Here is a 22630-nt window from a genome sequence, read left to right as displayed (position 1 = left end):
TATAATTATCGCATCTCGCGGCTTCATACAACCATTCGGTAATGCGACCCACGCGCTACCCCCTTGTCGCGCCGCCGTCCCTTCGCTAAGGACGCGGCACATCAAAACCCGGAGGCCCCGATGAAAGCCCGCGTCACCGTCATGCTGAAGACCGGCGTCCTTGATCCGCAGGGCGAGGCGGTGCGCCATGCGCTGGGGTCGCTGGGGTTCCAGGGCGTACAGGGCGTTCGGCAGGGCAAGGTGATCGAACTGGACCTCGCCGAGACCGATCGCACCCGTGCCGAGGCTGACGTCAAGGCGATGTGCGACAAGCTTTTGGCCAACACGGTGATCGAAAGCTACCGGGTCGAGCTTATCTGACGCCGGGAAGGTGGGCGGATCGCCCACCCTACGCCCGCGCCCCTGTAGGGTGGGCGATCTGCCCACCTACCGTCGAAAGACCCGCAGCCAGATCCCGTCCTTCGCCCTGACCGTCAGGTGCGCCACCGGGACCGGCACGCGCCCCTCCACCGCTTCGAACCGGAACGCCCGCACCAGATGCGCCAGCATCAGCGTGCCCTCCAGCATCGCGAACCCCGCCCCCGGGCAGACCCTCGCCCCGCGCGAGAATGGCAGGTAGCCCCCCTGCGGCACCTCGCCGGCCCAGCGGTCGGGGTCAAACGCGTCGGGCCGGTCCCACAGCCGCTCGTGCCGGTGCAGATGCCAGGGACTGATCACCACCTGCGCGCCCCGGGCGACCTTTCGCCCCCGGAACTCCTCGGGCCTTGCCGCCTCGCGTACCAGCATCGGCACCGGCGGATACAGCCGCAGCGCCTCGCGGAAGACATCCCGGGTGAACCGCAAGCCGCCCACCACCCCGAACTCCGGTCGCAGCGCCGCAGCCTCGGCCGCCACCCGCTCTTGCGCCTCGGGGTGCGTGGCCAGCAGATAAAGCGCCCAGCCCAGAGCCGAGGCGCTGGTCTCGTGCCCGGCCAGGAAGAAGATCGCCACCTGGTCGACCATCTCGACCGTCCCGAACGTGGCACCGCTGACCGGGTCCGGCGTCGTCATGATCTTGGTCGCCAGATCGTCAGGAGCCTGCCCTTCCGCAATCGCCACAGCCCGGGCCGCCGTCAGCGCCGCGATCAACCCCCGGATCGTCCGGGCCGAGCGTTTCGTCGCGCCCCGGTGCAGACGGGGAAACCAGCGCGGGAGCGGCAAGAAGGCGCCCAGATTCAGGATCGGCGCGGACCGCTGGTAGGCCCGGAATTCGTGGAACACCGCCTGCGCCACCCGGTCCTCGATCGGAATGGAAAACAGCGTCCGGAAGATCACATCCGCTGCCGCATGGCTGGCCGCCAACTCAACCTCGACCACACCCGGGACCATCCGCGCCACGGCCGCCTCGCAGGCCGCCCAGATCGCGGGGAATGCCTCCTTCAGCCGCCCGCCCTCGAAGGCCGGATCGATGATCCGCCGTTGCCGCAGCCACTCCTCGCCGTTGGTCACGAAGACCGACCGGCCCAAGAGCGGCCGCAGCCCTTCCGTCACCCGGTCCGACTTCGGGAAATCCCCGGGCCGTTCCTCCAGCACCCGCCGCACCAGCGCCGGATCGTTGCACAGGTAGCTGCGGAAAAACGGCGTCCGGAATTCGGCCATCCAGGCCCGGTAAAGCCGCACCGGTTGCGCCGACAGGATATCGCGCCGAAACGCGCGCAGATGGGCAAAGAGCGAGACCTTGTCCGCCCGCGGCTCCGGTTTCGGCGGGGTCATGCCGCGTCCCGATAGGGACTGTAGGACCGGGTGATCCGGCTGGCTGAAGGGTTGCGGCGCCGGTAGCGTTTGCGCAAGGACATCGGGCCCGCCGTGATCTGGAAATAGTCATAGTCGCCCGGGCGATCGAAGGCGCACATGTACTGGAAATGCAGCCGAAAGAACCGCCGCTTCAGCGCCCGCCAGCGTTCTGGGCTCAGGGTCTGGGTGAACGAGGCCGAGATCACCAGCGGCCAGCGCTGCGCCGCGGTCGCGACACCGCTGACCGCCACCGGGTCGCACAGCGCAAAGCTGCACCCGTCGCTGGGCGCCGTCACGTCGACCCAGGCCACCTCGGCGCATTCGGACAGGCAGCGCAGGTCGGCCCGCAACCGCTGCGCCCCCGGCAGGAAGGATGCCATCGGCACCGCCTGCCCCAGGCTCAGGAATGAAAGCGAGGGGCCTGCGGGCAGTCCCTCGCGGATCAGGTCGGCGAGCATCGACACGCCGATATGCACGCCAGAGGAATGGCCGACGACCAGCACCTCCTGCACCCCGCTGGCCAGCGCCGCCCGCACCCGCGCGCGAAAGGCGGCCAGCCGTTCCTCCAGCGCGTCGGGATAGGCCCCGCCTCGCAGGGCCGTGAAGGCAAAGTCGTGCATCAGGTAGTAGACATACAGCCGCCGGTCCAGCCGTCGGAACCCCGCCAGCACCGCCCAGACCACCGCAGCCCCCAGCGCCCAGTCGATCCCCGCCCAGGGGGCAAGCCATATCGCCAGCGCCCCCGCCCCAAGGGCCACCAGCCCCTGCAAAAGGAGCAGCACGGCCGGATACAGCGCCGCGATCATCGGCCCCTTGCGCAACCGGACCAGCCGGAAAAGCGCGCCCGAAGAGATGTAGACCCAAGCCGTCCGTGCCAGCAGCAGATAGGTCCCGGCAATACCGCGCGTCATCGAGCCCTTGACGAGGTCGGACCAGACCAGAACCTCGACCTCGGCCTCGATGTCGCGCCCGTCGATATGGGCCTGGACATGCCAGCCGTAAGTCTCGCCCGGACGGGATTTCAGCGTCAGGTCATAGCCCGAAATCGCCGCCTGCGCCGCACCTTCGCTGCGGTAAAGCTCACGGTAGCGGCGGGGCGGGAACGGGTCATAGCCGGGGATGTAAAGGACGTGACGCCGGTACGCGCCCTTCTCTCCCCCCTTTGCCGTTCGTTTCACGCGCCCCACCATGCCGCCACTCTGCCCGGCATACCTTACCTGACGGTTAGCAAGAGGGAAGCATCAACCCGGCAGGGGCAGACCCAGAACCTCGTAGGTCTCCAGCATCCAGTAGCTGAAATCGGTGAAGGCGCCGGTCACAAGGGCCAGCCCCACGATGATCAGAAGACCGCCCATCAGCCGCTCGATCAGCTTCATGTGGCGCTTCAGCTTCGCCATCAGGTACATTGATCTTTCAATGAAAATCGCAGCCAGCAGAAATGGCAGTCCAAGTCCCAGCGCGTAGACGCCCAGAAGAAGCGTGCCGCGTTCCATGCTGCCTTCCTGGGCCGCCAGCGACAGGATCGCACCCAGTTGCGGGCCGATGCAGGGGGTCCAGCCGAAGGCGAAGGCCAGTCCCAGGAGATAAGCCCCCAGCGCGCTCCCACCGCGGTCGCCGGCATCCATCCGCATTTCGCGGTCCAGAAGCGGGATGCGGAAGACGCTCAGGAAATGCAGGCCGAAGATGATGATGATCACCCCCGAGATGCGGGCCAGCAGAAGCTGGTTCTGCAGAACGAAGCTGCCGAAGGCGGATGCCGTGAAGCCCAAGAGCAGGAAGATCGTCGACAGGCCCATCACGAAGAAGAGTGCAGGCAGGATCACCCGGCGGCGCTGCACACCCTGGGTGGTCATCTCGCCCATGCTGATCCCGCCCATGTAGGCCAGGTAGGGTGGCACGATCGGCAGGACGCAAGGCGACAGAAACGACAGGACCCCTGCCAGCAGCGCGACCAGCATCGCGGGCAGAAGGGCAGCGTCGATGATCTCGATTCCGAACATGGGACTCCCCCGCCCGATCCAGATAGCCGCTTTCGCGCGCCGCGTCACCGGGACAGCGCGTCACATCCCCGTTGGCCCGCTGTAACCTTGCCGCGGGCCGATGCGGTCGCTACACCCGCCGCATGGCAGATTGGGACATCGAGATCGACTGCGAGGGGCTCCTCTGCCCCCTGCCCGTGCTGCGCGCGCGCAAGCGGCTGTTGTCGCTGGCGCCCGGCACGGTGGTCTGCGTCCGGACGACTGACGCGATGGCCCTGATCGACCTGCCGCATTTCTGCACCGAGGCGGGGCATGCCTATCTGGGCTGTGAGACCGAAGGTGCCGTAACCCTGCACCTTATCCGCCGCGGTTGAAACGCAAACGGGCGGCCGAAGCCGCCCGTGCGATCTTGTGCGTCAGGCCTTCAGCGGGCCGACCACCAACCCTTGCGCTTGGGCTTCGCCGGTGCGTCCGGATCGGAGGCAGGAGCCTCCGCTTCGACCGGTTCCGCAACCAGCGTCTCGGCGACCACTTCGGCGGCCACAGCCACTGCGGCAGCAGGCGCCGCCACAGGTTCCGGCGCAGCCTCGACCGCCGCCTTGGCACGCGATCCGCGACCCTTCGGCTTTGGAGCCTCAGCCACCACGGCTTCAGCCTCTGGCGCTGCGGCCTTGGACCGGCTCGCCCGCTTCTTCGGCGCGGGTTTATCCTCGACGACCACCTCAGCCACCGGCTCGGACGCAGCCTCAGCCACCTGCGCAGGCACCGGCTCGGGTGCCGCTTCGGCCACCGGTTCCGCAGCAGAAGCCACGGCTTCCGCCGCCTCCGCCTTCGCGCCACGCGGCTTGCGGGTCCGCTTCGGCTTCGGGGCCGGAGCCGCCTCAGCCACCGGCTCGGCCGCGACCTCGGTCACATCGCCCTCGTCCTCGTCGCCGTCGTCGTCGCCCTCGCCATCAGCGCCCAGCTCTTCGGCCGACCCGTTCTCCGGACCGCCCTCGCGCTGACCACCCCGCCGCCGCCGCCGACGCCGACGCTTCTTCCGACCCGGCTGGCCATCTCCTTCGGCCGCAGGCGCGGACGGAGCCGTGGCAGCGACCGGAGCGGCCACGACGGCCTCCTCCTCGACTTCCTCTTCGACCAGATCGTCGACGAAATCCTCGTCTTCCTCTTCCTCGGCCACCGGCGCGCCCATCAGGCCCGCATGGCCAGACACGACCGGAGTTTCCGGGACAACCCGCAGCGCCGTCTTGAACTTCTCGATGGAGTAGTCCGGCGAAATCATCAGCGGGTCCGCCTCAAGCCGCACGGACATGCCGTAACGCGCCTCGATCATCGCCACGTGTTCGCGCTTCTGGTTGAAGAGGTAGTTCACGATCCCGACCGGCGCCTTCAGCAGCACCTCGCGCGACCGCTTCCGCGTGCCCTCTTCCTCCAGCGCGCGCAGGACCTGCAGCGCCATCGAATCGTCCGACCGGATCAACCCGGTGCCGTGGCAATGCGGGCAGGGCTGGGTCGTCGATTCCAGCATCCCCGGCCGCAACCGCTGACGGCTCATCTCCAGCAGACCGAATCCCGAAATGCGCCCGATCTGGATGCGCGCCCGGTCGGTCTTCAGCTTTTCCTTCAGCCGCTTCTCGACCGTGGCGTTGTTGCGCCGCTCTTCCATGTCGATGAAGTCGATGACGATCAGGCCCGCAAGGTCACGCAGACGCAGCTGCCGCGCGATTTCCTCGGCCGCCTCGACGTTTGTCTTCAGCGCGGTTTCTTCGATCGACCCCTCTTTGGTCGCCCGACCCGAGTTCACGTCGATGGCGACCAGCGCTTCGGTCACGCCGATCACGATGTAGCCGCCGGATTTCAGCTGCACCGTCGGGTTGAACATCCCGGCCAGGTAGCCTTCCACCTGGAACTTGGCGAACAGCGGCGTCGGCTCGGTATAGCGGATCACCTGCTTGGCGTGGCTCGGCATGATCATCCGCATGAAGTCCTTGGCGGTGCGGTAACCGCCCTCGCCCTCGACCAGAACCTCGTCGATCTCGCGGCTGTACAGATCGCGGATCGACCGTTTGATCAGGTCGCCTTCCTCGTAGATCTTGGCCGGAGCGATCGACTTCATCGTCAGCTCGCGGATCTGCTCCCAGAGCCGCATAAGATATTCGTAGTCGCGCTTGATCTCGGGCTTCGTGCGCTTTGCACCCGCCGTCCGGACAATCAGGCCGGCACCTTCCGGCACCTCCAGCTCGCCCGCGATTTCCTTCAGCTTCTTCCTATCCACCGCATTGGTGATCTTGCGGGAAATCCCGCCGCCCCGTGCGGTGTTCGGCATCAGGACGCAGTAGCGACCCGCCAGCGACAGATAGGTGGTCAGCGCCGCGCCCTTGTTGCCGCGCTCTTCCTTGACGACCTGGACCAGCATGATCTGCCGGACCTTGACGACTTCCTGGATCTTGTAGCGCCGTGCCCGAGGCCGACGCGGCTGGGCGATTTCCTCGGCCACGTCCTCTTCGGCGATGGATTCGATCTCTTCGTCGGTGTCGCTGGCATGGTCCACGGCGCGGTAACGCCCGCCATTGCCGCTGTCGACGGATTCGTTGTGGTGGTCGTGATCATGCGCGTGACCGTTGTCGTGATCCTGCCCGTGATCCTGCCCGTGGTCATGATCCTGATGATCATCCTCTGCCTCGCGCGCGGCAACCAGCGGACCTTCGTTCGCCTCATCCTCGCCCAGGTCGACCACATCCATCCCGGCGGGACCGTCGGTCACCGCATCGTCGGACTTCACCGCTTCGGCCTTGCCTTGCGGCCGAGGGCTGCGGCGGCGCGAGCGGCGGTTGTCTTCCTCTTCCTCGGCGCGGGCCATCGCCCGCTCTTCCTCGATCAGCGCCTTACGGTCGGCGACCGGGATCTGGTAATAATCCGGATGGATTTCCGCGAAGGCCAGGAAACCGTGGCGGTTTCCGCCATATTCCACGAAGGCCGCCTGCAGCGAGGGTTCGACCCGCGTCACCTTGGCCAGGTAGATGTTTCCGGCCAGCTGGCGCTTGTTTACGGTCTCGAAGTCGAATTCTTCGACCTTGTTTCCGTCGACCACCACAACCCGGGTTTCCTCGGGGTGGGTGGCATCGATAAGCATTTTCTTTGACATGTTTGTCCACTGCGCCCCGGGCGCAACGGTGTGCCTGGCGGACCAGACAGGGAGACAGAACGGACGGGGCGGCTTGTCTGGGCGCGGGCAGCGGGCACATGCATCGGTCCTCGACCCTGTGGGTCGAACGGTCCGCTGCTTAAAATACCTGCACGCCTCATCGCGGTTACAATTGAAGGGCCTTTCGGGCCCTCCACCTAATCAAGCCAACAAATCCAAAGACTTGCCAGCGATGTGCACGACCTTGCGGCCGATCCGGCTCCCCTACGGCGACACGTTTCTACGCGCCCAGGCCACAAGGGAGAGAATTCTTCGGGCAGAAAGACTGCCTTCCCGCGACCCTATGGGGAAGCCGCGTCAAGGGCAATGACGAAATTCGCGGGCTCGTCCGGCGGCTTATCGCTCCAGCAGGGACAGGCAATTGCCGCTGGGATCATCCGCCCGGCAGATCGCGGCCGCAGCAGCGGCCATGTCGACGGACAGGTTTCCCGCCCCCTGAAGGTTGCGTGGCGCCAGCGGAATCGCGAGGGCACGGTCCAGAAGGCTGAGGTCCAAGAGGTCAGGCGTCAGCCCGGCAAAGACAATGGCACCCTCCGCCGGGTCTAGCGGGGCCATCAGGAACCGCACCACCTCACGCGCGCCCATGCCCGCCACAGCAGGATTTGCCCGCAGCCCCGCTTCGATGGGCCCCGGCTCGGCCGGATAGTAGGGCCAGGCGGTCACCACCAGATAGTCGATCCGGGTCGCTGCCGCATGCCGTTCCGAAGCCGTCAGCTTCCGGCGCTGGATCTCGCCGCCGACCGTCGCTTGCGCCCACATCTCTATGGCCAGGTCCGCGATGGCGACCGGCTGGGTCAGGTCCACCCCCTCCAGCACCGAGGTCAGCACGACATGAACCCCTGCCGCGCCGCGCCCCCGCACCACCGCCTCGCAGGCACTGTCGCTGCAATACTGGTCCGGCGTCAGCAGAAGCGGTGTCCGCCGGGCCAGGGCCGGGGGCGTCGCCACGATCTCGCGCCCCTCGACCGCCCGCAACGTCCAGGCCGTCCATGCCTGACCCCGATCACCAGATAGACCACCAGCGACAGAAGCGCCGCCTCCAGGTCCTTCGCGCAGGCCCCCAGACACTCCGCCCGCGCCGGGGCCGCCGTCAGAAGAAGACTTGCCCACCCGTTTCGCACGCTGCCACCCTCCGCGCTTTGGCAGCAGAAAGGCACGGGAAGGGGGCAGCAGGCAAGTCCGGTATCCAGCCTGTCAGGACGGGAAAGGGGCGGCGCAAGGCCACCCCTCAGACGTGGACAGGTCCTAACAGAACCCTAACGCCCGCCGCCAAGCCCTTGATTTCCAAGCGGCCGAAACCCTGCCCACTCGTGGACAGCCCCATGGGTCAGACATAGTCCCCGCGGCTGAGCCCATACTTGGCCATCTTCTCGTTCAGGGTCCGGCGCGGCAGGCACAGCTCCTCCATCACCGCCACGATCGACCCCTTGTGCCGCCGCATCGTGTTGTCGATCAGCATCCTTTCGAAGGCCTCGACATAGTCCTTCAACGGCTTGCCTTCCGTGGTCAGCGCCGGCCCCGAAGCCTCGTTCTCGGCCATCAGCAGGGACGCAATCGACCCCGACCCCCGCCGGTTCTGCAAGACCGCCCGCTCGGCGATGTTGACCAGCTGCCGCACGTTCCCCGGCCAGGGCGCCTGCAGAAGCTGCGCCGCTTCCTGAGCCGTCACCTGCGGCGCGTCGCAGCCATATTCCTCGGCAAACTGTTCCGAAAGCCGGGTGAAGAGCTGCAGAATATCCTCCCCCCGCGTCCGTAGGGGCGGCAGCAGGATCGTCATCGCCCCCAGCCGGTAATAGAGATCGGGCCGCAAGGTCTGCTCCAGCGTCGTATCCGGCGCATGGCTGTTGCAGATCGCGATGATCCGGGTTTCCGGAGGCAGACCCTGGTCGTTGATGAACGTCAGCAGCCGCGCCTGCATCGCGCTTGGCATGGCCTCGATGTCCTCCAGGCACAGCGTTCCGCCCCGCGCCTCCTCGACCAGGGGCAGCGCCCCATCCTCGGCGGGGCCAAACAGCCGGGCGGCCAGCTTGTCCTCGGACCAGGCAGCACACGAGATCGCCACGAACTTCTTCGACGCGCGCGGCCCCACCGCGTGCAGGGCATGGGCGACCAGCGTCTTGCCCGTCCCCGTCTCGCCGTCGATCAGGACGTGGCTGTCCGCCTGCCCCAGATCCAGGATATCCTCGCGCAGCCGCTCCATCGCCGGAGAGGTGCCGATCAGCTTCTTGATGATGGTGGACCCGTCCGACAGCTCTTTCCGCAAGGCCCGGTTGTCCAACGTCATCCGCCGCGCCTGGGTCGCGCGCTTGGCAAGTTCGGTCATCCGGTCGGGGTTGAAGGGCTTTTCCAGAAAGTCGAAGGCCCCGACCCGCATCGCCTCGACCGCCATCGGCACGTCGCCGTGGCCGGTGATCATGATCACGGGCAGGCCGGAGTCCTGCCCCATCAGCCGCTTCAGGAACGCCATCCCGTCCATCCCCGGCATCTTGATGTCGCTGACCACGACGCCCTGGAAATCCGGCCCGATCACCTTCAGCGCCTCTTCGGCGCTGGCATAGGTTTCCGTGTCGAAGCCCGACAGGGCCAGCCACTGGCTGATCGACTGCCGCATGTCGGCCTCGTCATCGACGATAGCGACTTTCATTGCCCGGGCCATGTGGACCTCTTCATTCTGCTGCTTCCTGTTTGTTGCCCAGGATCGGCAACTGCATCTCGAAAACTGCGCCACCCCCGTCCCCGTTCCGCGCGGTCAGACGGCCGCCCAGATCGGTGACGATCCCGGATGAGATCGCAAGGCCAAGCCCCACGCCCTCGCCGGGTTTCTTCGTCGTGTAGAAGGGTTCGAACAGGTTCTCGAGATCGGTGATCCCGTGGCCATTGTCGCGCACCGTAAGGGTCGCGGTTTCGCCCGCCGACAGAAGGATGTCGATCTGCGGGTCCTTGGTGTCTTTCGTGGCGTCCAGCGCGTTGCGCAGAAGATTGATGATCACCTGCTCCAGCCGCAGACGGTCGGCCATGACCATCACCGCCTGGCGCGGCATGCCGCGGCTGATCTTGACAACGCGGGCCCTCAACTGCGGCTCCATCATCGCCAGCGCCGAGGAGACGCAGGCCCGAAGGTCAACTTCCTCAAAGGCTTCTCCGCCCTTCCTGGCATAGGACTTCAACTGCCGCGTGATGGCTCCCATGCGTTCGATCAGGTCATCCACGCGCTGAAAGCTGGACAAAGCCTCATCCAGCCGCTTGCGCTGCAACAAGAGCCGCGCCCCCGCCAGATAGGTTTTCATCGCGGCCAGCGGCTGGTTCAGCTCGTGGCTGACGGCCGCCGACATCTCGCCCAAGGCCGCCAGTTTAGAGGACTGCGCCAGCGTCAGCTCGGCAACTTCGAGGTCCTTCTTCACCTTCTCGCGTTCGGCAATCGCCCGCTGCAGCCGCGCGTTCAAGAGCCGCAGTTCCGCCGATTCCCGCTGGTACGAGACCGACCGCGACCAGGCCCGGCGCGACAGAAGGTAGAAGGTGAAGGCCATCAGGATGGCGAACCCCATGATCTCCAGCGCGAGAATGCCGTTCACCTGCTCGCGGACCGAGCCATAGGCGGTGAAGGTCGCAATCTTCCAGCCGCGGAAGGGAATGCGCGCCTCGGTGCTCATCACCGCTTCGCCCCGGACATAGGCGTCCGGCGGCTCCTGCGCCCATTCGGTGGTGGCCTGCAACGCCCGCGAAATCGCCGAGGGGGGATCGCGCAGCGCAAGCGCCTCATCCCGGGGCAGACCGCGCCAGCGCGGCTCGGTCGACAGCATGACGGTGCCTTCGCTGTCGGTGACCATGATCGCGTCCTGAAGCCCCGCCCAGGCGCGTTCGTATTTCATCAGATCGACCGAGACGATGATCACCCCGAGGACCTTGGAATCCGACATCACCGACCGGGAATAGACAAAGTCGAAGCCGCCCGAGTCGCGCAGGACCGGCGAGAACACGGTTTCCTTGGTCCGTTGCGCATCGACGAAATAGGTCTCGTTGCGGTGGCTGGTGCCCAGCACGTTCCGGTTCGTCGCCCCGACCACCCGTCCGTCGGAATCCACCAGCCGGATCGAGGCCACGCCCAACTGGCTTTGCAGCGATATGAGCTTGGCCGAGGTGCTGGAAAAGTTGCCGTCCTGCAGCGCGGTGATCAGGTCCGGGTCCCCGGCCAGAAGCAGCGGAACCACGGAAGTCCGCTGCAACTCGGCCATCAGGTTGCCGGTATAAAGCGCCAGCCGAACCTCGGCCCGGCTGCGGGTATCGGCGGTGTAGCGGTCGGTCAAGAGACGGTTCGACACCAGCACGACCACGACCGCCAGAAGCACCAGGAGCACCACGACCAGCTTGGCGCGCCAGGGCAAGCCTGGCGTCGTCGAGGGAGCTGCGCTGATGTCGGTGGCGGTCATGGCCGGAGAGTAGGGCCGCGCCGAAGTGGCCTCAAGGCGAAGGGGTTCAGGCCAGCGCCATCCCGCGCATGAGCGAGCCGAACAGCCCCTTGCCGTCCGACGACCCCAAAGCCGCCTCGGTCGCGCGCTCGGGATGCGGCATCATCCCGAGAACACGGCGGTTTTCCGACAGGACGCCGGCAATGTCCGCCATGCTGCCATTGGGGTTCTGCGCATAGGTAAAGGCGATGCGATCCTCGGCCTTCAGCCGGGCCAGTCCTGCGGCATCGATGGTGTAGTTCCCGTCGTGATGGGCGATCGGAATGCGGATCTCTTGTCCGGCCTTGTAGGCGCCGGTGAAGTCCGATTGTGTCGTGGCAACGGTCAGGCTGATCGTCCGGCAGACGAACTTCAGCGTGGCGTTGCGCATCAGCACGCCCGGCAGCAGGCCCATCTCGGTGATGACCTGAAAGCCGTTGCAGATGCCCAGCACATAGCCGCCCTTGTCCGCATGCGCCCGGACCGCGGCGCTGATCGGCGACTGGGCCGCGATGGCACCGCAGCGCAGGTAGTCGCCGAAGCTGAACCCGCCGGGGATGCCCACCACGTCCACGCCCGCAGGCAATGCGGTGTCTTTGTGCCAGACGCGTTCCACCTGGAAGCCTGCGCCCTCGAAGGCGACGGCAAGGTCGCGGTCGCAGTTCGAACCCGGGAAGGTGACGACGGCGGCTTTCATCGGGGCGACTCCTGTCTGGGGAATGCGCGCCTGATAGCCGAAAGCGCGGGAAAGGGCCAGAGCTTGTGCCGGATCGCAAAGCCGCTAGGCTGAAGCCATGCTCAGCGATCCCGCCCTTTCCGCGCTTGGCGCGCTCTTCGGCGACCGGCTATCGGTCAGCCCTGCCGTTCTGGTCGAACATGCCCAAAGCGAAAGCCTTGTCACCGCGGGTCAGCCCGACGCCGTGGTGTTTCCCCGGACGACCGCCGAGGTCGCCGCCCTTGCCGCCTGGTCCACCACCCACCGGGTGCCACTGATCGGCTGGGGTGCGGGCACCTCGCTGGAGGGTCACGCGCTGGCACTGACGGGCGGCGTGGCCGTCAACTTCCGCGACATGGCCGCCGTGCTGGAGGTCCGGGCCGAGGACCGCCTTGTCCGCGTCCAGCCCGGCATCACGCGTGAGGCGCTGAATCACGAACTGCGGACCACGGGGCTGATGTTCCCGGTCGATCCCGGAGCGAATGCCTCGATCGGCGGGATGGCCGCGACGCGCGCGTCAGGGACCACGGCGGTCCGCTATGGCACGATGCGCGACAATGTCCGGGGGCTGGAGGTGGTGCTGGCGGGCGGCGAGGTGATCCGGACCGGCACGGCCGCGCCCAAGTCGGCGGCGGGCTACGATCTGACGGCGCTTTTCGTCGGCTCCGAGGGGACGCTGGGTCTGATGACCGAACTGACGCTCAAGCTTCACGGCCAGCCAGAGGCGGTGATGACCGCGGTGGCGGCCTTCCCATCGGTCGGCTCGGCAGTCGATTGCGTCATCGCCACGATGCAGATGGGCCTGACCCCTGCCCGGATCGAGTTTTTGGACACCGACACCGTCGCCGCCTGCAACGCCTATTCCCGGCTCGCCCTGCCCCTCGCCCCGCAGCTTCTGGTGGAATTCCACGGCCATCCCGAGGGGCTGGCGGAAGATGTCCGCCGCTTCCGCGATCTGGCTGACGCGTTCGGCGCCAAGGATCTGGACTGGGCGGAAAAGCAGGAAGACCGCACCCGCCTCTGGGCCGCCCGCCATGCCGCCTACTGGGCGATCCTGGCGTCACGCCCGGGGGCGAAGGCAGTTGTGACGGACGTCTGCGTGCCTATCTCGGCTTTGGCACAAGCGGTCGAGGAGACGCGGGCCGACATCGCCGCCTCGGGCATCCCCGGCCCGATCCTCGGTCATGTCGGGGATGGGAATTTCCACGCCATCCTGCTGGTGGACCCGTCGCGGCCGGACGAGGCGGCAGTGGCAAAAGCCCTCGCGCAGCGGATGGCCGAGCGGTCGCTGCGACTGGGTGGAACCATCACCGGAGAGCATGGGGTCGGCTTCGGAAAACTCGGCCTGATGGCGGCCGAGCATGGGGCGGGCTGGCAGGTCATGGGCGCGCTCAAGGCCGCGCTCGATCCCCTCAACCTGATGAACCCCGGGAAACTGGTCCCGGGTCAGCCTTGATCAGAGATCAAAGCTCGACCGGCGGAACAGGCCGTTATCGACCTCACGCTCCCGGCGCTCCAGGTCGCTCCGCGAGACCGAGGCGTTCAGATAAGCGCGCTCAAGATCGGCGATCCGCGGAAACGCGCTGCCATTGACCAAGGATTTTAACAAGTTGAACATTTTGATACCCTTTCTTCTTGTTCAGAAGATAGGACGCTGCAGTGCAGCATTGTAGGGCCAACCTCGAAGTGCCGTCATGCGTGGGGCGCATGGGTCGCTACATTACTGCCGCAGCTTTACGCAGAACGCCTAGCCCTGCAGCAATGCCCGCGCCGCAGCCCGTGCCGCCTCGGTCACCGTGTCGCCCGCCAGCATCCGGGCGATCTCTTCCACCCGATCCGCGGCGTCCAGCCCCGTGACCGTGGACAGGGTCTGCCCCTTGGCCACCCGCTTTTCGACCCGCCAGTGCCGGGCGCCAAAGGCCGCCACCTGCGGTGAGTGCGTCACCACCAGAACCTGCGCGCCCTCGGCCAGTGCCTTCAGCCGCCGCCCGACCGCATCCGCCGTTGCCCCACCGACCCCCCGGTCGATCTCGTCGAAGATCAGCGTCAGGCCGGGGCTGTCCCCGGTCAGGCAGACCTTCAATGCCAGCAGAAACCGCGACAGCTCCCCACCCGAGGCGATCCGGTTCAGCGGACCCGAAGGCGCACCGGGGTTCGTGGCCACGGTGAAGGTCACCGCGTCCACCCCGTCCGGCCCCGGCTCCCCTGCCGTCACTTCGGTGGCAAAGACCGCCCGCTCCATCTTCAGGGGTGCCAGTTCCGCCGCCATCGCCGTATCCAGCTTCTTCGCGGCCGCAACCCGCGCCTTCGTCACCCGCACCGCTTCCGCGGCAAACGCCCCTTCGGCCTCAGCCACCGCCTTGCCCAGCTTCGCCAGCCCCGCAGCACCCCCGTCGATCGCCGCCAGTCGCGCCCGCAGCCCGTCCGCGAACCCGCCCAGATCGTCGGCCAGTACCCCGTGCTTGCGCGCAAGTGCCCGGATCGCGAACAGCCGCTCCTCGACCCGCTCCAACTCACCGGGATCGAAGTCCAGCGCCTCCAGCGCCCGCTCCACGCCTCCCTGCGCCTCGCCAAGCTCGATCAGCGCGCGGTTCAACGCGTCCATCGGCGCATCAAGCCGCCCCTCGGCCTTCTCTGCGGCGCCATCCATCCAGCGCAGCGCATCACGCATCCGGCCCTCGGCACCCTCGTCCGACAGCGCCGCCAGGGCCTTCGCCACATCCTCCCGGATCCGGCCCGAGCCCTGCATCAGCCGACGCCGCGCATCCAGCACTTCGTCCTCGCCCGGCAAGGGGTTGAGCTTGTCCAGTTCGGCCACTGCATGACGCAGGAACTCCTCTTCCGCGGCCGCCCGCGCCAAAGCCCCCTCTGCCTCAGCCAGCCGCGCCCGCGCCTCGCGCTGCGCCGCCCAGGCCGTCCGCAAACCGGCAAGGTCCAGCCCCGCGAAAACATCCAGTAGCGCCCGGTGCCCCCGAGGGTTCAGAAGCCCCCGGTCGTCGTGCTGGCCATGCAGCTCCACCAGATGATCCGACAGATCGCGCAACACCTCGCCCGAGACGCGGCGGTCGTTGACGAAGGCGGTTTTCCGGCCATCCGCCGCATTGACCCGACGCAGGATCAGCTCATCCTCCGCCTCGATCCCCGCCTCTTCCAGCACGGACCGCGCCGCGTGACCGGGGGAAAGATCGAAGACCGCCGTCACCTCGCCCTGTGCCGCCCCCTGGCGCACCAGTTCGGCCCGCCCGCGCCAGCCAAGAACAAAGCCAAGCGCATCCAGCAGGATCGACTTGCCCGCCCCCGTCTCGCCGGTCAGCACATTGAGGCCCGGCTCAAGCTCCAGGCTCAGCCGGTCGATGATCAACACATCGCGGATATCCAGGCTACGCAGCATCGGGCGCACGCGTAGGGTGGGTGATTCCACCCACCATCCCTACAACCACTCGCCCTTTACCATCTGGCGGTAGATCGTGCGCAGCCAGCCTTCACCCTTGGCCTCTGGCGACAGACCCTTGCCCTTCAGCAGGCGGAAGGTGTCGTCGTAGAAGGGCGAGGCCTGATAGTTGTAGCCGAGGATCGCACCCGCCGTCTGCGCTTCATCCGTCAGACCCAGCGCGAGGTAGCTTTCCACCAGCCGGTGCAGCGCCTCGGCGGTGTGGGACGTGGTCTGGAAATCGGCCACCACGACGCGGAAGCGGTTGATCGCCGCCGCATAATGCCCGCGCTTCAGGTAATAGCGCCCGACCTCCATCTCCTTCGCCGCAAGCTGGTCGAAGGCCAGGTCGAACTTCAGGATCGCCGACCGGGCATATTCGCTGTCGGGATAGGTCTCGATCACGTCGCGCATACCCGAAAGCGCCTGGAATGTGATGCCCTGGTCGCGGCCCACGTCGTCGATCTGGTCGTAGTACGACAGCGCCATCAGATACAGCGCATAGGGCGCATCCTCGTCACCCGGATAGAAATCCAGGTAACGTTGCGCCGCATCGCGGGCCTCGGGGTATTCCTTGGCCTTGTGATGCGTGAACGCCTGCATGATCAGCGCGCGCTTGGCGAACTCGGTATAGGGATACAGCCGCTCGACTTCCTGGAAGTAGACCAGGGCGTCCTTGGGCTTCTTGCTGGTTTCAAGCTCCAGCTCGCCCTTCTTGTAGATCTCTTCGGCGGTATAGCTGTCCAGCGCCCGCTCGTTCGACGCAGAGCCAGCACAACCGGCGAGCATCGACGCCAGAAGCGCCGCCTTGAGGAACCCTGCGCCGGGCTGTCTGCCTGACATGCTTTGCCTATCCAACCTGCAGCCCGGGCGGTTTGCCCCACCCTTGGCTTGTCTCGTTGCGCCCGTCCTAGCACAGAAAAATCCGGGGCGCAAAACGCCTTTCGTTACTTTTCAGGCAGGTGTGAAGTCAGATGTAAGGTCAGAAGCGCGCGGGAAGGTCCCCGGCATGAACGCCCACGCCCGGCAGCTTCCCCAGCGTGCGCGGGCCGCAGTCGACGATCTCGTAGCTGGAGGGATCGGCAAACAGCGTCCGCAGCAGCCGGTTCGTCAGCGCATGGCCGGCCCGTTCGCCGACATAGCGGCCCAGAATCGGGCCACCGGCCAGCGCAAGGTCACCGACGGCATCCAGCATCTTGTGGCGCACGGGTTCATCGGCATGGCGCAGCCCGCCCGGCGACAGGACCTGGTCGCCGTCGAAGACCACCGCATTGTCCAGCGATCCGCCCAGGGCCAGGCCACGAGCCCGCATCGCGTCGACATCCGACTGGCGGCAGAAGGTGCGGCTGTCCGAAAGCTCGCGCACGAAGGCCCCGTTCGCCATGTTCAACTGGCGCGACTGCACCCCGATCGCCTTGTCGGCAAAGTCGATGCGGAAGTCGATTTCCAGCATCTCGGCCGGTTCCAGCCGCGCGACGGCATCACCTTCGCGCACTTCCACTGCTTTCAGCACCCGAACCGCGCGCACCGGAAGCTCCTGCTCGTCCAGACCGGCGGCAAGGAAGCCGTGGATGAACGGCACGGCAGAGCCGTCCAGGATCGGCACTTCCGGTCCGTCAATCTCGATCAGGGCGTTGTGGATGGCAAATCCGGCCAGAGCGGCCATGATATGTTCGATCGTGGAAACCGAGACGCGGTCGGAATTCTCGATCACGGTGCACAGCCGCGACGGCGTGACCGCGTCCCAGCGTGCCGGGACTAGGGCATCCAGATCGGCCACGTCGGTGCGGCGGAACCAGATCCCGTGATCGGCTGTTGCCGGATGCACGACCATGCGAACCGGCGCGCCGGTATGCAGGCCGACACCGCTAAAGGCAGCAGGGGATTTCAAGCTGTTCTGCACGTCTCGCTCAACCTCATAAGGTTCGGGTTCCGCGCCCGTTCCGGTTGCACGTTAGGTATTCGTTAGGGGTTTGAACCTCAACTCACTCTTTGTGACGGTATGTGACAGGTTTGAAACGGGTCGCAAGCCATTGGCACAAAAAGAAAAGGCCCGGTTTCCCGGACCTTTCCGAAAGGTTGATACCGCGTTCTTTTCAGTTCGCCTGGCGGCGCAGGAAGGCAGGGATCTCGATCCGATCTTGGTCAGACCCCATGTCGTGATCGTCGTCGTAAGCCGTCACCGGCGGCTGGCTGCGGGCCGCAGGCGCGGCCGGCGCGGCTTCCAGATGGCCGGCCATCCGGTTGATCAGCGAGCCGATGCCGAAGCGCGGCTTTGCACCGGCGGACGCGATCGATGCGGCCGAAGCCGGGGCGGGCGCCGCCACGGGGGCCGGGCGGTTGAGCTTCGCGGCACCTGCGCCGGGGCGGCTGACCGCAGCCTGCAACCGGGCAAGCGCCTCGGGCGAGGGCTGACCGGCCACACGCGGACGCGGGGCGACAAACTCGGCGGCGTCGGCCTCGATCGCGGCGGGGGTCGACCGCACCAGGGTCGGTTGCGGCGCGGTCTGCGGGCGATAGGCCGGCGGCGGCAGGTCGTCGGCGATGGACAGATCGTCGGTGTCCATGTCGGCTTTCGAGGCAGCGGCGTCGAAGGCCGCGTCCGCAAGTGACTCGACCTCGTCCTGGAAGGGCGCACGCTCTTCCATCACCGGCGCATAGATCGGGGCCGCCGCACGGGGAGCCTCGCGGTGGGTTTCACGGGGGGCATCCTGCGACAGCGTCAGCGGCGCACCCATCGAGCGGCGGGCAACCGGCGGCTCGGCCTTGTTTGCAGCGGAGGCGTCGATGCCGGTGGCCACGACCGAAACGCGGATGCGGCCTTCCATTGCGGTATCCAGGGTGGAACCGACGATGATGTTGGCTTCCGGGTCCACCTTCTCGCGGATGATGTTCGCGGCTTCGTCCAGTTCGAACAGGGTCAGGTCATGGCCGCCGGTGATGTTGATAAGCACACCCTTGGCGCCGTTCAGGCTGATTTCGTCCAGAAGCGGGTTGGCAATCGCCTTCTCGGCGGCCTGCACGGCGCGGTCGTCGCCCTGCGCTTCGCCGGTGCCCATCATCGCCTTGCCCATCTCGTCCATGACGGCGCGGACGTCGGCGAAATCAAGGTTGATCAGGCCCGGACGGACCATCAGGTCGGTCACGCCCTTGACACCCTGATACAGCACGTCATCGGCCATCGCGAAGGCTTCGGTGAAAGTCGTGCGTTCGTTCGCCAGCCGGAACAGGTTCTGGTTCGGAATGATGATCAGCGTATCGACGACCTTCTGCAGGGCCTCGATGCCCTCTTCGGCCTGCCGCATCCGCTTGGCGCCTTCGAACTGGAAGGGCTTCGTGACGACGCCCACGGTCAGCACACCCAGCTCCCGCGCGGCCTGCGCGATGATCGGGGCAGCGCCGGTCCCGGTCCCACCACCCATGCCGGCGGTGATGAAGCACATGTGCGCCCCGGCCAGGTGGTCGACGATTTCTTCGATCGTCTCTTCCGCCGCAGCGGCACCCACCGTCGGCCGAGCCCCTGCCCCAAGACCTTCCGTCGCCTTGACACCCATCTGGATGCGCGCCCCTGCCCGGCTTTGCTGCAGGGCCTGCGCGTCGGTGTTCGCCACGACGAACTCGACGCCTTCCAGCATCTTGTCGATCATGTTGTTCACCGCGTTGCCGCCTGCGCCGCCGACACCGAACACGGTGATGCGCGGCTTCAGCTCTTCACGCTCCGAAGTCATCGTCAGATTGAGTGCCATTGGATTTGCCTGTCCGTTTGTCCGCCGCCTGTTTTACCGGTCCTTTCCGCACTCAAATCCCCGCGGAAGGCCGACTTATCCCCGATTCTATCCACAACGGTTACAAAGGTCACGAGAAAACTCGTGCGAAACCACGAAATATGGGGGTCAAACCCCCGCGTTCAGCGGTATTTCGCCCTTTGCGCCCGGATATTGTGGTCACCAGTTATCCTTGAACCATTTGACCGCTCGCCGCAGCGAACGTGCCGGGTAGCGTTCTGCCGGTATCTCGAAATCCCACCATTCATCCTGCGGATGCGCCGCGAACAGACACAGGCCGACCGCGCTGGCAAAGGCCGCCCCCGTCGCCGCCTGCGGCAGACCCTGCACGCGCAGCGGCCGGCCCAAACGCACGCGCTGGCCAAGGACCCGCGTCGCGATGCCGTCCAGCCCCGGGATCTGGCTCCCGCCGCCGGTCAGCACGATCTGCTGGCTGGGCAGCGTGTCGAACCCGGCCGCATCCAGCGTCGCGCGAACCTCTTCCAGGATCTCCTCGACCCGTGGACGCATGATCCCGATCAGCTCGGTCCGGCTGATCTGGCGGCGGTCCTTCTCCCAGTCGCCACTATCCCCGCCGATGTCGATCATCTCGCGGTCGTCCATGCCGGTGGCATAAAGCCCGCCATGCCGCGTCTTGATCTTTTCAGCCGTCGACAGCGGAATCTGCAACCCCTTCGAGATGTCCGAGGTCACATGGTCCCCGCCCATCCGCACCGAATCCGCATAGATCATGTGCTTCTTCATGAAGATCGAGATGCCGGTCGCCCCGCCGCCCATGTCGATGCAGGCCGCGCCCAATTCCTGTTCGTCTTCCACCAGCGACGAAATTGCCGAGACATAGGCCGAGGACGCAATCCCCGCCAATTCCAGATCGCAGCGCTTGATGCAGTACAAGAGGTTCTGCACCACATCGCCGTCCACCGACAGAAGGTGCATGTCCACCGCCAGCCGATGCCCGATCTGCCCGCGCGGGTCGCCAAGGCCACTGCGATGGTCCAGCGCAAAGTTCACCGGCTGGGCGTGCAGCACCTCGCGGCCCTGCCCCAGATCCGGCACGTCGCAGGACGCCAGAACACGGCTCACGTCCTGTTCGGTGACAACGCTGTCCTGCAGGTCCAGCTCGCCCGCCAGCCCGTAGCTCCGGGGTTCCGCCCCCGAGAAGCAGGCGATCACATGATCGACCCGCACATTCGCCATCTTCTGCGCCGCCTGAACCGCCGTGCGGATCGCCCGCTCGGTTTCGTTCATCACGGCGATCTCGCCAAAGCGGACCCCGCGCGACCGGGTCGTCGCCGCCCCGATCACCCGGAACTGGCTTTGCCCGGCCATCGGCCCGACGCCGTCCTGCTCGCGCAGTCGGTCAGGCCCGTCGAAACGCAGGACAAGGCAGGCGATCTTCGAGGTGCCCACATCAAGGATGGCAATCACGCCGCGCTGCATGGCAGCCCGGCGCATGTTCCGCATGGCGCGCTGGGAGGTATAGAGATCGGTCACAGTTCGTTCTCCACGGTTTCTAGGCCCTGCGCGCGACGGATTTCGGCAAGGGCATTGGGGGTAAGGCGAAGGGTCGGGCGGTGGTCGGACCGCAGGTCCACAGTCAGGATGTCGCGGTTCATCAGGTCTTGCGCATGGTCCAGTGCCAAAAGGCGCTCAAGCGCCTGGACCGGGTTCTGTTCGGGCAGAAGGATGCGCTGGTCGCGGTCCAGCACGACGTCCCAGCGACGCTCGCCCATGCGGACAAGGCCGCGCAGGCGGGGGGTCAGGGGACCGGCAGCAGTGATCAGGTCCAGCGCCTCGGGCGTGGCCGCGTCGGCACCCTTGCCCGCGATCAGCGGCAGGTCGGCGCGGTCGGCACGCGACAGAAGGCCGGCGACCCGGTGGCCAGTCTCGTCCACCAGCGTCAGCCCGTCCTCGGTGCGCCAGACGGCCACGGGGACCCGCTCGGTGATCAGGACTTGCAGCACCCCGCCCGACCGGACCCGGAGGTCGGCCTTCTGCACCGCATCCAGCGTCTCGATCCGGTCGCGCGCCGCATCAAGGTCGATGTCGAAGGACGACATCGGCAGGGGCAGCGCCAGCTTGACCCGGACCGCCTCGGCCAGATCATCCGATGCGCCTTCGACACGGGCCAGCGACACGCGAAACTCCGGCCGCGCCTCGAACTCTTCGCGCAGGTGGCTCAACTGGCCGATCACCGCCTGGCGGTTCGGTTCATGTGCCAGCCACAGCGCGCCCGCGCCCAGCAGGATCAGCGTCGGCAGCCCCTTGATGACGAAGCCGCGCACATAGGGCGTCAGCATCCAGCGCTGGACCCGGTAGGCCCATTTCGACGGGGCGGGGTCACGGCGGACGCGGGACGCCGGGCGGCGGGCGATCAGCGATTGCATGACGCGTCCCTCACCATCCAGTCGCAGAACGCCGGGAAGCCGATCCCCTGCATCGCCGCCTGTTCCGGCGCGAGCGAAGTCGGAGTCATCCCCGGCTGGGTGTTCGTCTCCAGAAGGATCAGCCCCGCCAACCCGCGCGCCTCGTCCCAGCGGAAATCGGTGCGCGAAACGCCCCGGCACCCCAGTGCGCGATGCGCCCGCAGCGCATAGTCCAGACACGCCGCCTCGATCTCGGCCGGCAGCTGCGCCGGGCATTCATGCCGACTGCCGCCGGGTTTGTACTTGGCGTCATAGTCGTACCAGCCGTCGGTGATGATATCCGTCACCCCCAGCGCCCGGTCGCCCATCACCGTCGTCGTCAGTTCGCGGCCGGGAGCATAGGTCTCGACCATCACGACATCGGGCATCGTCGAGGCCAGACGCGGAGCGTTCGACCCTTCGCGGACGATATAGACCCCGACCGAAGAGCCCTCATTGTAGGGCTTCACCACATAGGGCGCGGGCAGCACATGCCCCGCCTCCACGTCATCGCGCGAAGCTAGGACGCTCTCGACCACCGGAAGACCGGCAGCCCGGTAGACTTCCTTCGTCTTGACCTTGTCCATCGCCAGCGCCGAAGCCAGCACGCCGGAATGGGTGTAGGGGATCTTGAGCCACTCCAGCATGCCCTGGACACAGCCATCCTCGCCCCAGCGGCCATGCAGCGCGTTGAAGCAGACGTCGGGGTGCAGATCAGCCAGGCGCGCAGGCAGATCGGGGCCGCAATCGACCTCCGTCACCCGGTAACCAGCCTCCCGCAGGGCCTTGGCGCATTCGCGCCCAGAGACAAGCGACACTTCCCGCTCTGCGGAAAGCCCACCCATCAACACCGCCACTTCGGGGGCCATCCTGCTCGATGCGCCCGCCATACA

19 protein-coding genes are annotated in these 22630 nt (G+C 66.7%); 3 read left to right on the top strand and 16 right to left on the bottom strand.

Annotated elements, in window-relative coordinates; all coding sequences use genetic code 11:
* Positions 1–120: 120 nt before the first annotated feature.
* Positions 121–360, top strand: a complete 240-nt coding sequence (gene purS, locus Q0C42_RS07565) for a phosphoribosylformylglycinamidine synthase subunit PurS (RefSeq protein ID WP_295074196.1) — start codon at positions 121–123, stop codon at positions 358–360.
* A gap of 66 nt (positions 361–426) precedes the next feature.
* On the opposite strand, the gene Q0C42_RS07560 is transcribed toward purS, so the two are convergent.
* The 3 genes from Q0C42_RS07560 to Q0C42_RS07550 form a co-directional block, all read right to left on the bottom strand.
* Complete coding sequence (locus Q0C42_RS07560) at positions 427–1752, bottom strand: cytochrome P450 (protein WP_295074195.1); 1326 nt, start codon at positions 1750–1752, stop codon at positions 427–429.
* The gene (locus Q0C42_RS07555; RefSeq protein ID WP_295074194.1) at positions 1749–2951 is read right to left on the bottom strand and encodes a hypothetical protein; all 1203 of its coding nucleotides are present in this window, start codon (positions 2949–2951) and stop codon (positions 1749–1751) included. The genes Q0C42_RS07560 and Q0C42_RS07555 overlap by 4 nt, the downstream gene beginning before the upstream one ends.
* A 63-nt stretch (positions 2952–3014) precedes the next feature.
* Positions 3015–3773: a cytochrome c biogenesis protein CcdA gene (locus Q0C42_RS07550; protein WP_295074193.1), complete on the bottom strand. Its 759-nt coding sequence runs from the start codon at positions 3771–3773 to the stop codon at positions 3015–3017.
* A gap of 122 nt (positions 3774–3895) precedes the next feature.
* Between Q0C42_RS07550 and Q0C42_RS07545 the strand changes: the two genes are divergently transcribed.
* Complete coding sequence (locus tag Q0C42_RS07545; RefSeq protein WP_295074192.1) at positions 3896–4126, top strand: sulfurtransferase TusA family protein; 231 nt, start codon at positions 3896–3898, stop codon at positions 4124–4126.
* 50 nt (positions 4127–4176) lie between these two features.
* On the opposite strand, the gene Q0C42_RS07540 is transcribed toward Q0C42_RS07545, so the two are convergent.
* The 5 genes from Q0C42_RS07540 to purQ all read right to left on the bottom strand — a co-directional run bounded on the left by Q0C42_RS07540 (position 4177) and on the right by purQ (position 12099).
* A complete protein-coding gene (locus tag Q0C42_RS07540) occupies positions 4177–6897 on the bottom strand; it encodes an Rne/Rng family ribonuclease (RefSeq protein WP_295074191.1) in 2721 nt (906 codons plus the stop codon).
* Between the two features lie 396 nt (positions 6898–7293).
* A complete protein-coding gene (locus tag Q0C42_RS07535; protein WP_295074189.1) occupies positions 7294–7905 on the bottom strand; it encodes a hypothetical protein in 612 nt (203 codons plus the stop codon).
* A gap of 379 nt (positions 7906–8284) precedes the next feature.
* Positions 8285–9613, bottom strand: coding sequence for a sigma-54 dependent transcriptional regulator (locus Q0C42_RS07530; RefSeq protein WP_295074187.1), 1329 nt, complete (start codon positions 9611–9613; stop codon positions 8285–8287).
* A gap of 10 nt (positions 9614–9623) precedes the next feature.
* Positions 9624–11384, bottom strand: a complete 1761-nt coding sequence (locus Q0C42_RS07525) for an ATP-binding protein (RefSeq protein WP_295074185.1) — start codon at positions 11382–11384, stop codon at positions 9624–9626.
* A 46-nt stretch (positions 11385–11430) separates the two neighbouring features.
* Complete coding sequence (purQ, locus tag Q0C42_RS07520; protein ID WP_295074183.1) at positions 11431–12099, bottom strand: phosphoribosylformylglycinamidine synthase subunit PurQ; 669 nt, start codon at positions 12097–12099, stop codon at positions 11431–11433.
* A gap of 97 nt (positions 12100–12196) precedes the next feature.
* On the opposite strand from purQ, the gene Q0C42_RS07515 reads away from it, so the two are divergent.
* Positions 12197–13573 (top strand): FAD-linked oxidase C-terminal domain-containing protein, encoded by a 1377-nt coding sequence (locus Q0C42_RS07515; protein ID WP_295074181.1) that lies wholly within the window; start codon positions 12197–12199, stop codon positions 13571–13573.
* On the opposite strand, the gene Q0C42_RS07510 is transcribed toward Q0C42_RS07515, so the two are convergent.
* The 8 genes from Q0C42_RS07510 to Q0C42_RS07475 form a co-directional block, all read right to left on the bottom strand.
* Entirely contained in the window at positions 13574–13735 is a 162-nt protein-coding gene (locus Q0C42_RS07510; protein WP_295074179.1) for a DUF3563 domain-containing protein, read from the bottom strand.
* 129 nt (positions 13736–13864) lie between these two features.
* A complete protein-coding gene (recN, locus tag Q0C42_RS07505) occupies positions 13865–15508 on the bottom strand; it encodes a DNA repair protein RecN (RefSeq protein ID WP_295074177.1) in 1644 nt (547 codons plus the stop codon).
* 39 nt (positions 15509–15547) lie between these two features.
* The gene (locus tag Q0C42_RS07500) at positions 15548–16390 is read right to left on the bottom strand and encodes an outer membrane protein assembly factor BamD (RefSeq protein WP_295074175.1); all 843 of its coding nucleotides are present in this window, start codon (positions 16388–16390) and stop codon (positions 15548–15550) included.
* A gap of 139 nt (positions 16391–16529) precedes the next feature.
* Positions 16530–17450: a UDP-3-O-acyl-N-acetylglucosamine deacetylase gene (gene lpxC / locus Q0C42_RS07495; RefSeq protein WP_295074173.1), complete on the bottom strand. Its 921-nt coding sequence runs from the start codon at positions 17448–17450 to the stop codon at positions 16530–16532.
* Positions 17451–17643: 193 nt separating this feature from the next.
* The gene (ftsZ, locus tag Q0C42_RS07490; RefSeq protein ID WP_295074171.1) at positions 17644–19293 is read right to left on the bottom strand and encodes a cell division protein FtsZ; all 1650 of its coding nucleotides are present in this window, start codon (positions 19291–19293) and stop codon (positions 17644–17646) included.
* Positions 19294–19491: 198 nt separating this feature from the next.
* Complete coding sequence (gene ftsA, locus Q0C42_RS07485; RefSeq protein ID WP_295074169.1) at positions 19492–20826, bottom strand: cell division protein FtsA; 1335 nt, start codon at positions 20824–20826, stop codon at positions 19492–19494.
* Positions 20823–21719, bottom strand: a complete 897-nt coding sequence (locus Q0C42_RS07480; RefSeq protein WP_295074167.1) for a cell division protein FtsQ/DivIB — start codon at positions 21717–21719, stop codon at positions 20823–20825. Before Q0C42_RS07480 ends, ftsA begins: the two co-directional genes overlap by 4 nt.
* Complete coding sequence (locus Q0C42_RS07475) at positions 21707–22627, bottom strand: D-alanine--D-alanine ligase (protein WP_295074166.1); 921 nt, start codon at positions 22625–22627, stop codon at positions 21707–21709. The genes Q0C42_RS07480 and Q0C42_RS07475 overlap by 13 nt, the downstream gene beginning before the upstream one ends.
* Positions 22628–22630 lie beyond the last annotated feature (3 nt).

The sequence above is a fragment of the Tabrizicola sp. genome (assembly GCF_022842145.1).
In the GTDB taxonomy this organism is placed as follows: domain Bacteria; phylum Pseudomonadota; class Alphaproteobacteria; order Rhodobacterales; family Rhodobacteraceae; genus Tabrizicola.
Note: the sequence above shows the minus strand (reverse complement) of the source record. Positions and strands in the feature narration are given on the sequence as shown.

Bases quoted from the DNA above. Each gene is read 5' to 3' on its own strand.
- purS (WP_295074196.1), top strand. From the start codon at position 121: ATGAAAGCCCGCGTCACCGTCATGCTGAAGACCGGCGTCCTTGATCCG.
- Q0C42_RS07560 (WP_295074195.1), bottom strand. From the start codon at position 1,752: ATGACCCCGCCGAAACCGGAGCCGCGGGCGGACAAGGTCTCGCTCTTT.
- Q0C42_RS07550 (WP_295074193.1), bottom strand. From the start codon at position 3,773: ATGTTCGGAATCGAGATCATCGACGCTGCCCTTCTGCCCGCGATGCTG.
- Q0C42_RS07545 (WP_295074192.1), top strand. From the start codon at position 3,896: ATGGCAGATTGGGACATCGAGATCGACTGCGAGGGGCTCCTCTGCCCC.
- Q0C42_RS07540 (WP_295074191.1), bottom strand. From the start codon at position 6,897: ATGTCAAAGAAAATGCTTATCGATGCCACCCACCCCGAGGAAACCCGG.
- Q0C42_RS07530 (WP_295074187.1), bottom strand. From the start codon at position 9,613: ATGGCCCGGGCAATGAAAGTCGCTATCGTCGATGACGAGGCCGACATG.
- Q0C42_RS07525 (WP_295074185.1), bottom strand. From the start codon at position 11,384: ATGACCGCCACCGACATCAGCGCAGCTCCCTCGACGACGCCAGGCTTG.
- purQ (WP_295074183.1), bottom strand. From the start codon at position 12,099: ATGAAAGCCGCCGTCGTCACCTTCCCGGGTTCGAACTGCGACCGCGAC.
- Q0C42_RS07515 (WP_295074181.1), top strand. From the start codon at position 12,197: ATGCTCAGCGATCCCGCCCTTTCCGCGCTTGGCGCGCTCTTCGGCGAC.
- Q0C42_RS07510 (WP_295074179.1), bottom strand. From the start codon at position 13,735: ATGTTCAACTTGTTAAAATCCTTGGTCAATGGCAGCGCGTTTCCGCGG.
- recN (WP_295074177.1), bottom strand. From the start codon at position 15,508: ATGCTGCGTAGCCTGGATATCCGCGATGTGTTGATCATCGACCGGCTG.
- Q0C42_RS07500 (WP_295074175.1), bottom strand. From the start codon at position 16,390: ATGTCAGGCAGACAGCCCGGCGCAGGGTTCCTCAAGGCGGCGCTTCTG.
- ftsZ (WP_295074171.1), bottom strand. From the start codon at position 19,293: ATGGCACTCAATCTGACGATGACTTCGGAGCGTGAAGAGCTGAAGCCG.
- Q0C42_RS07480 (WP_295074167.1), bottom strand. From the start codon at position 21,719: ATGCAATCGCTGATCGCCCGCCGCCCGGCGTCCCGCGTCCGCCGTGAC.
- Q0C42_RS07475 (WP_295074166.1), bottom strand. From the start codon at position 22,627: ATGGCGGGCGCATCGAGCAGGATGGCCCCCGAAGTGGCGGTGTTGATG.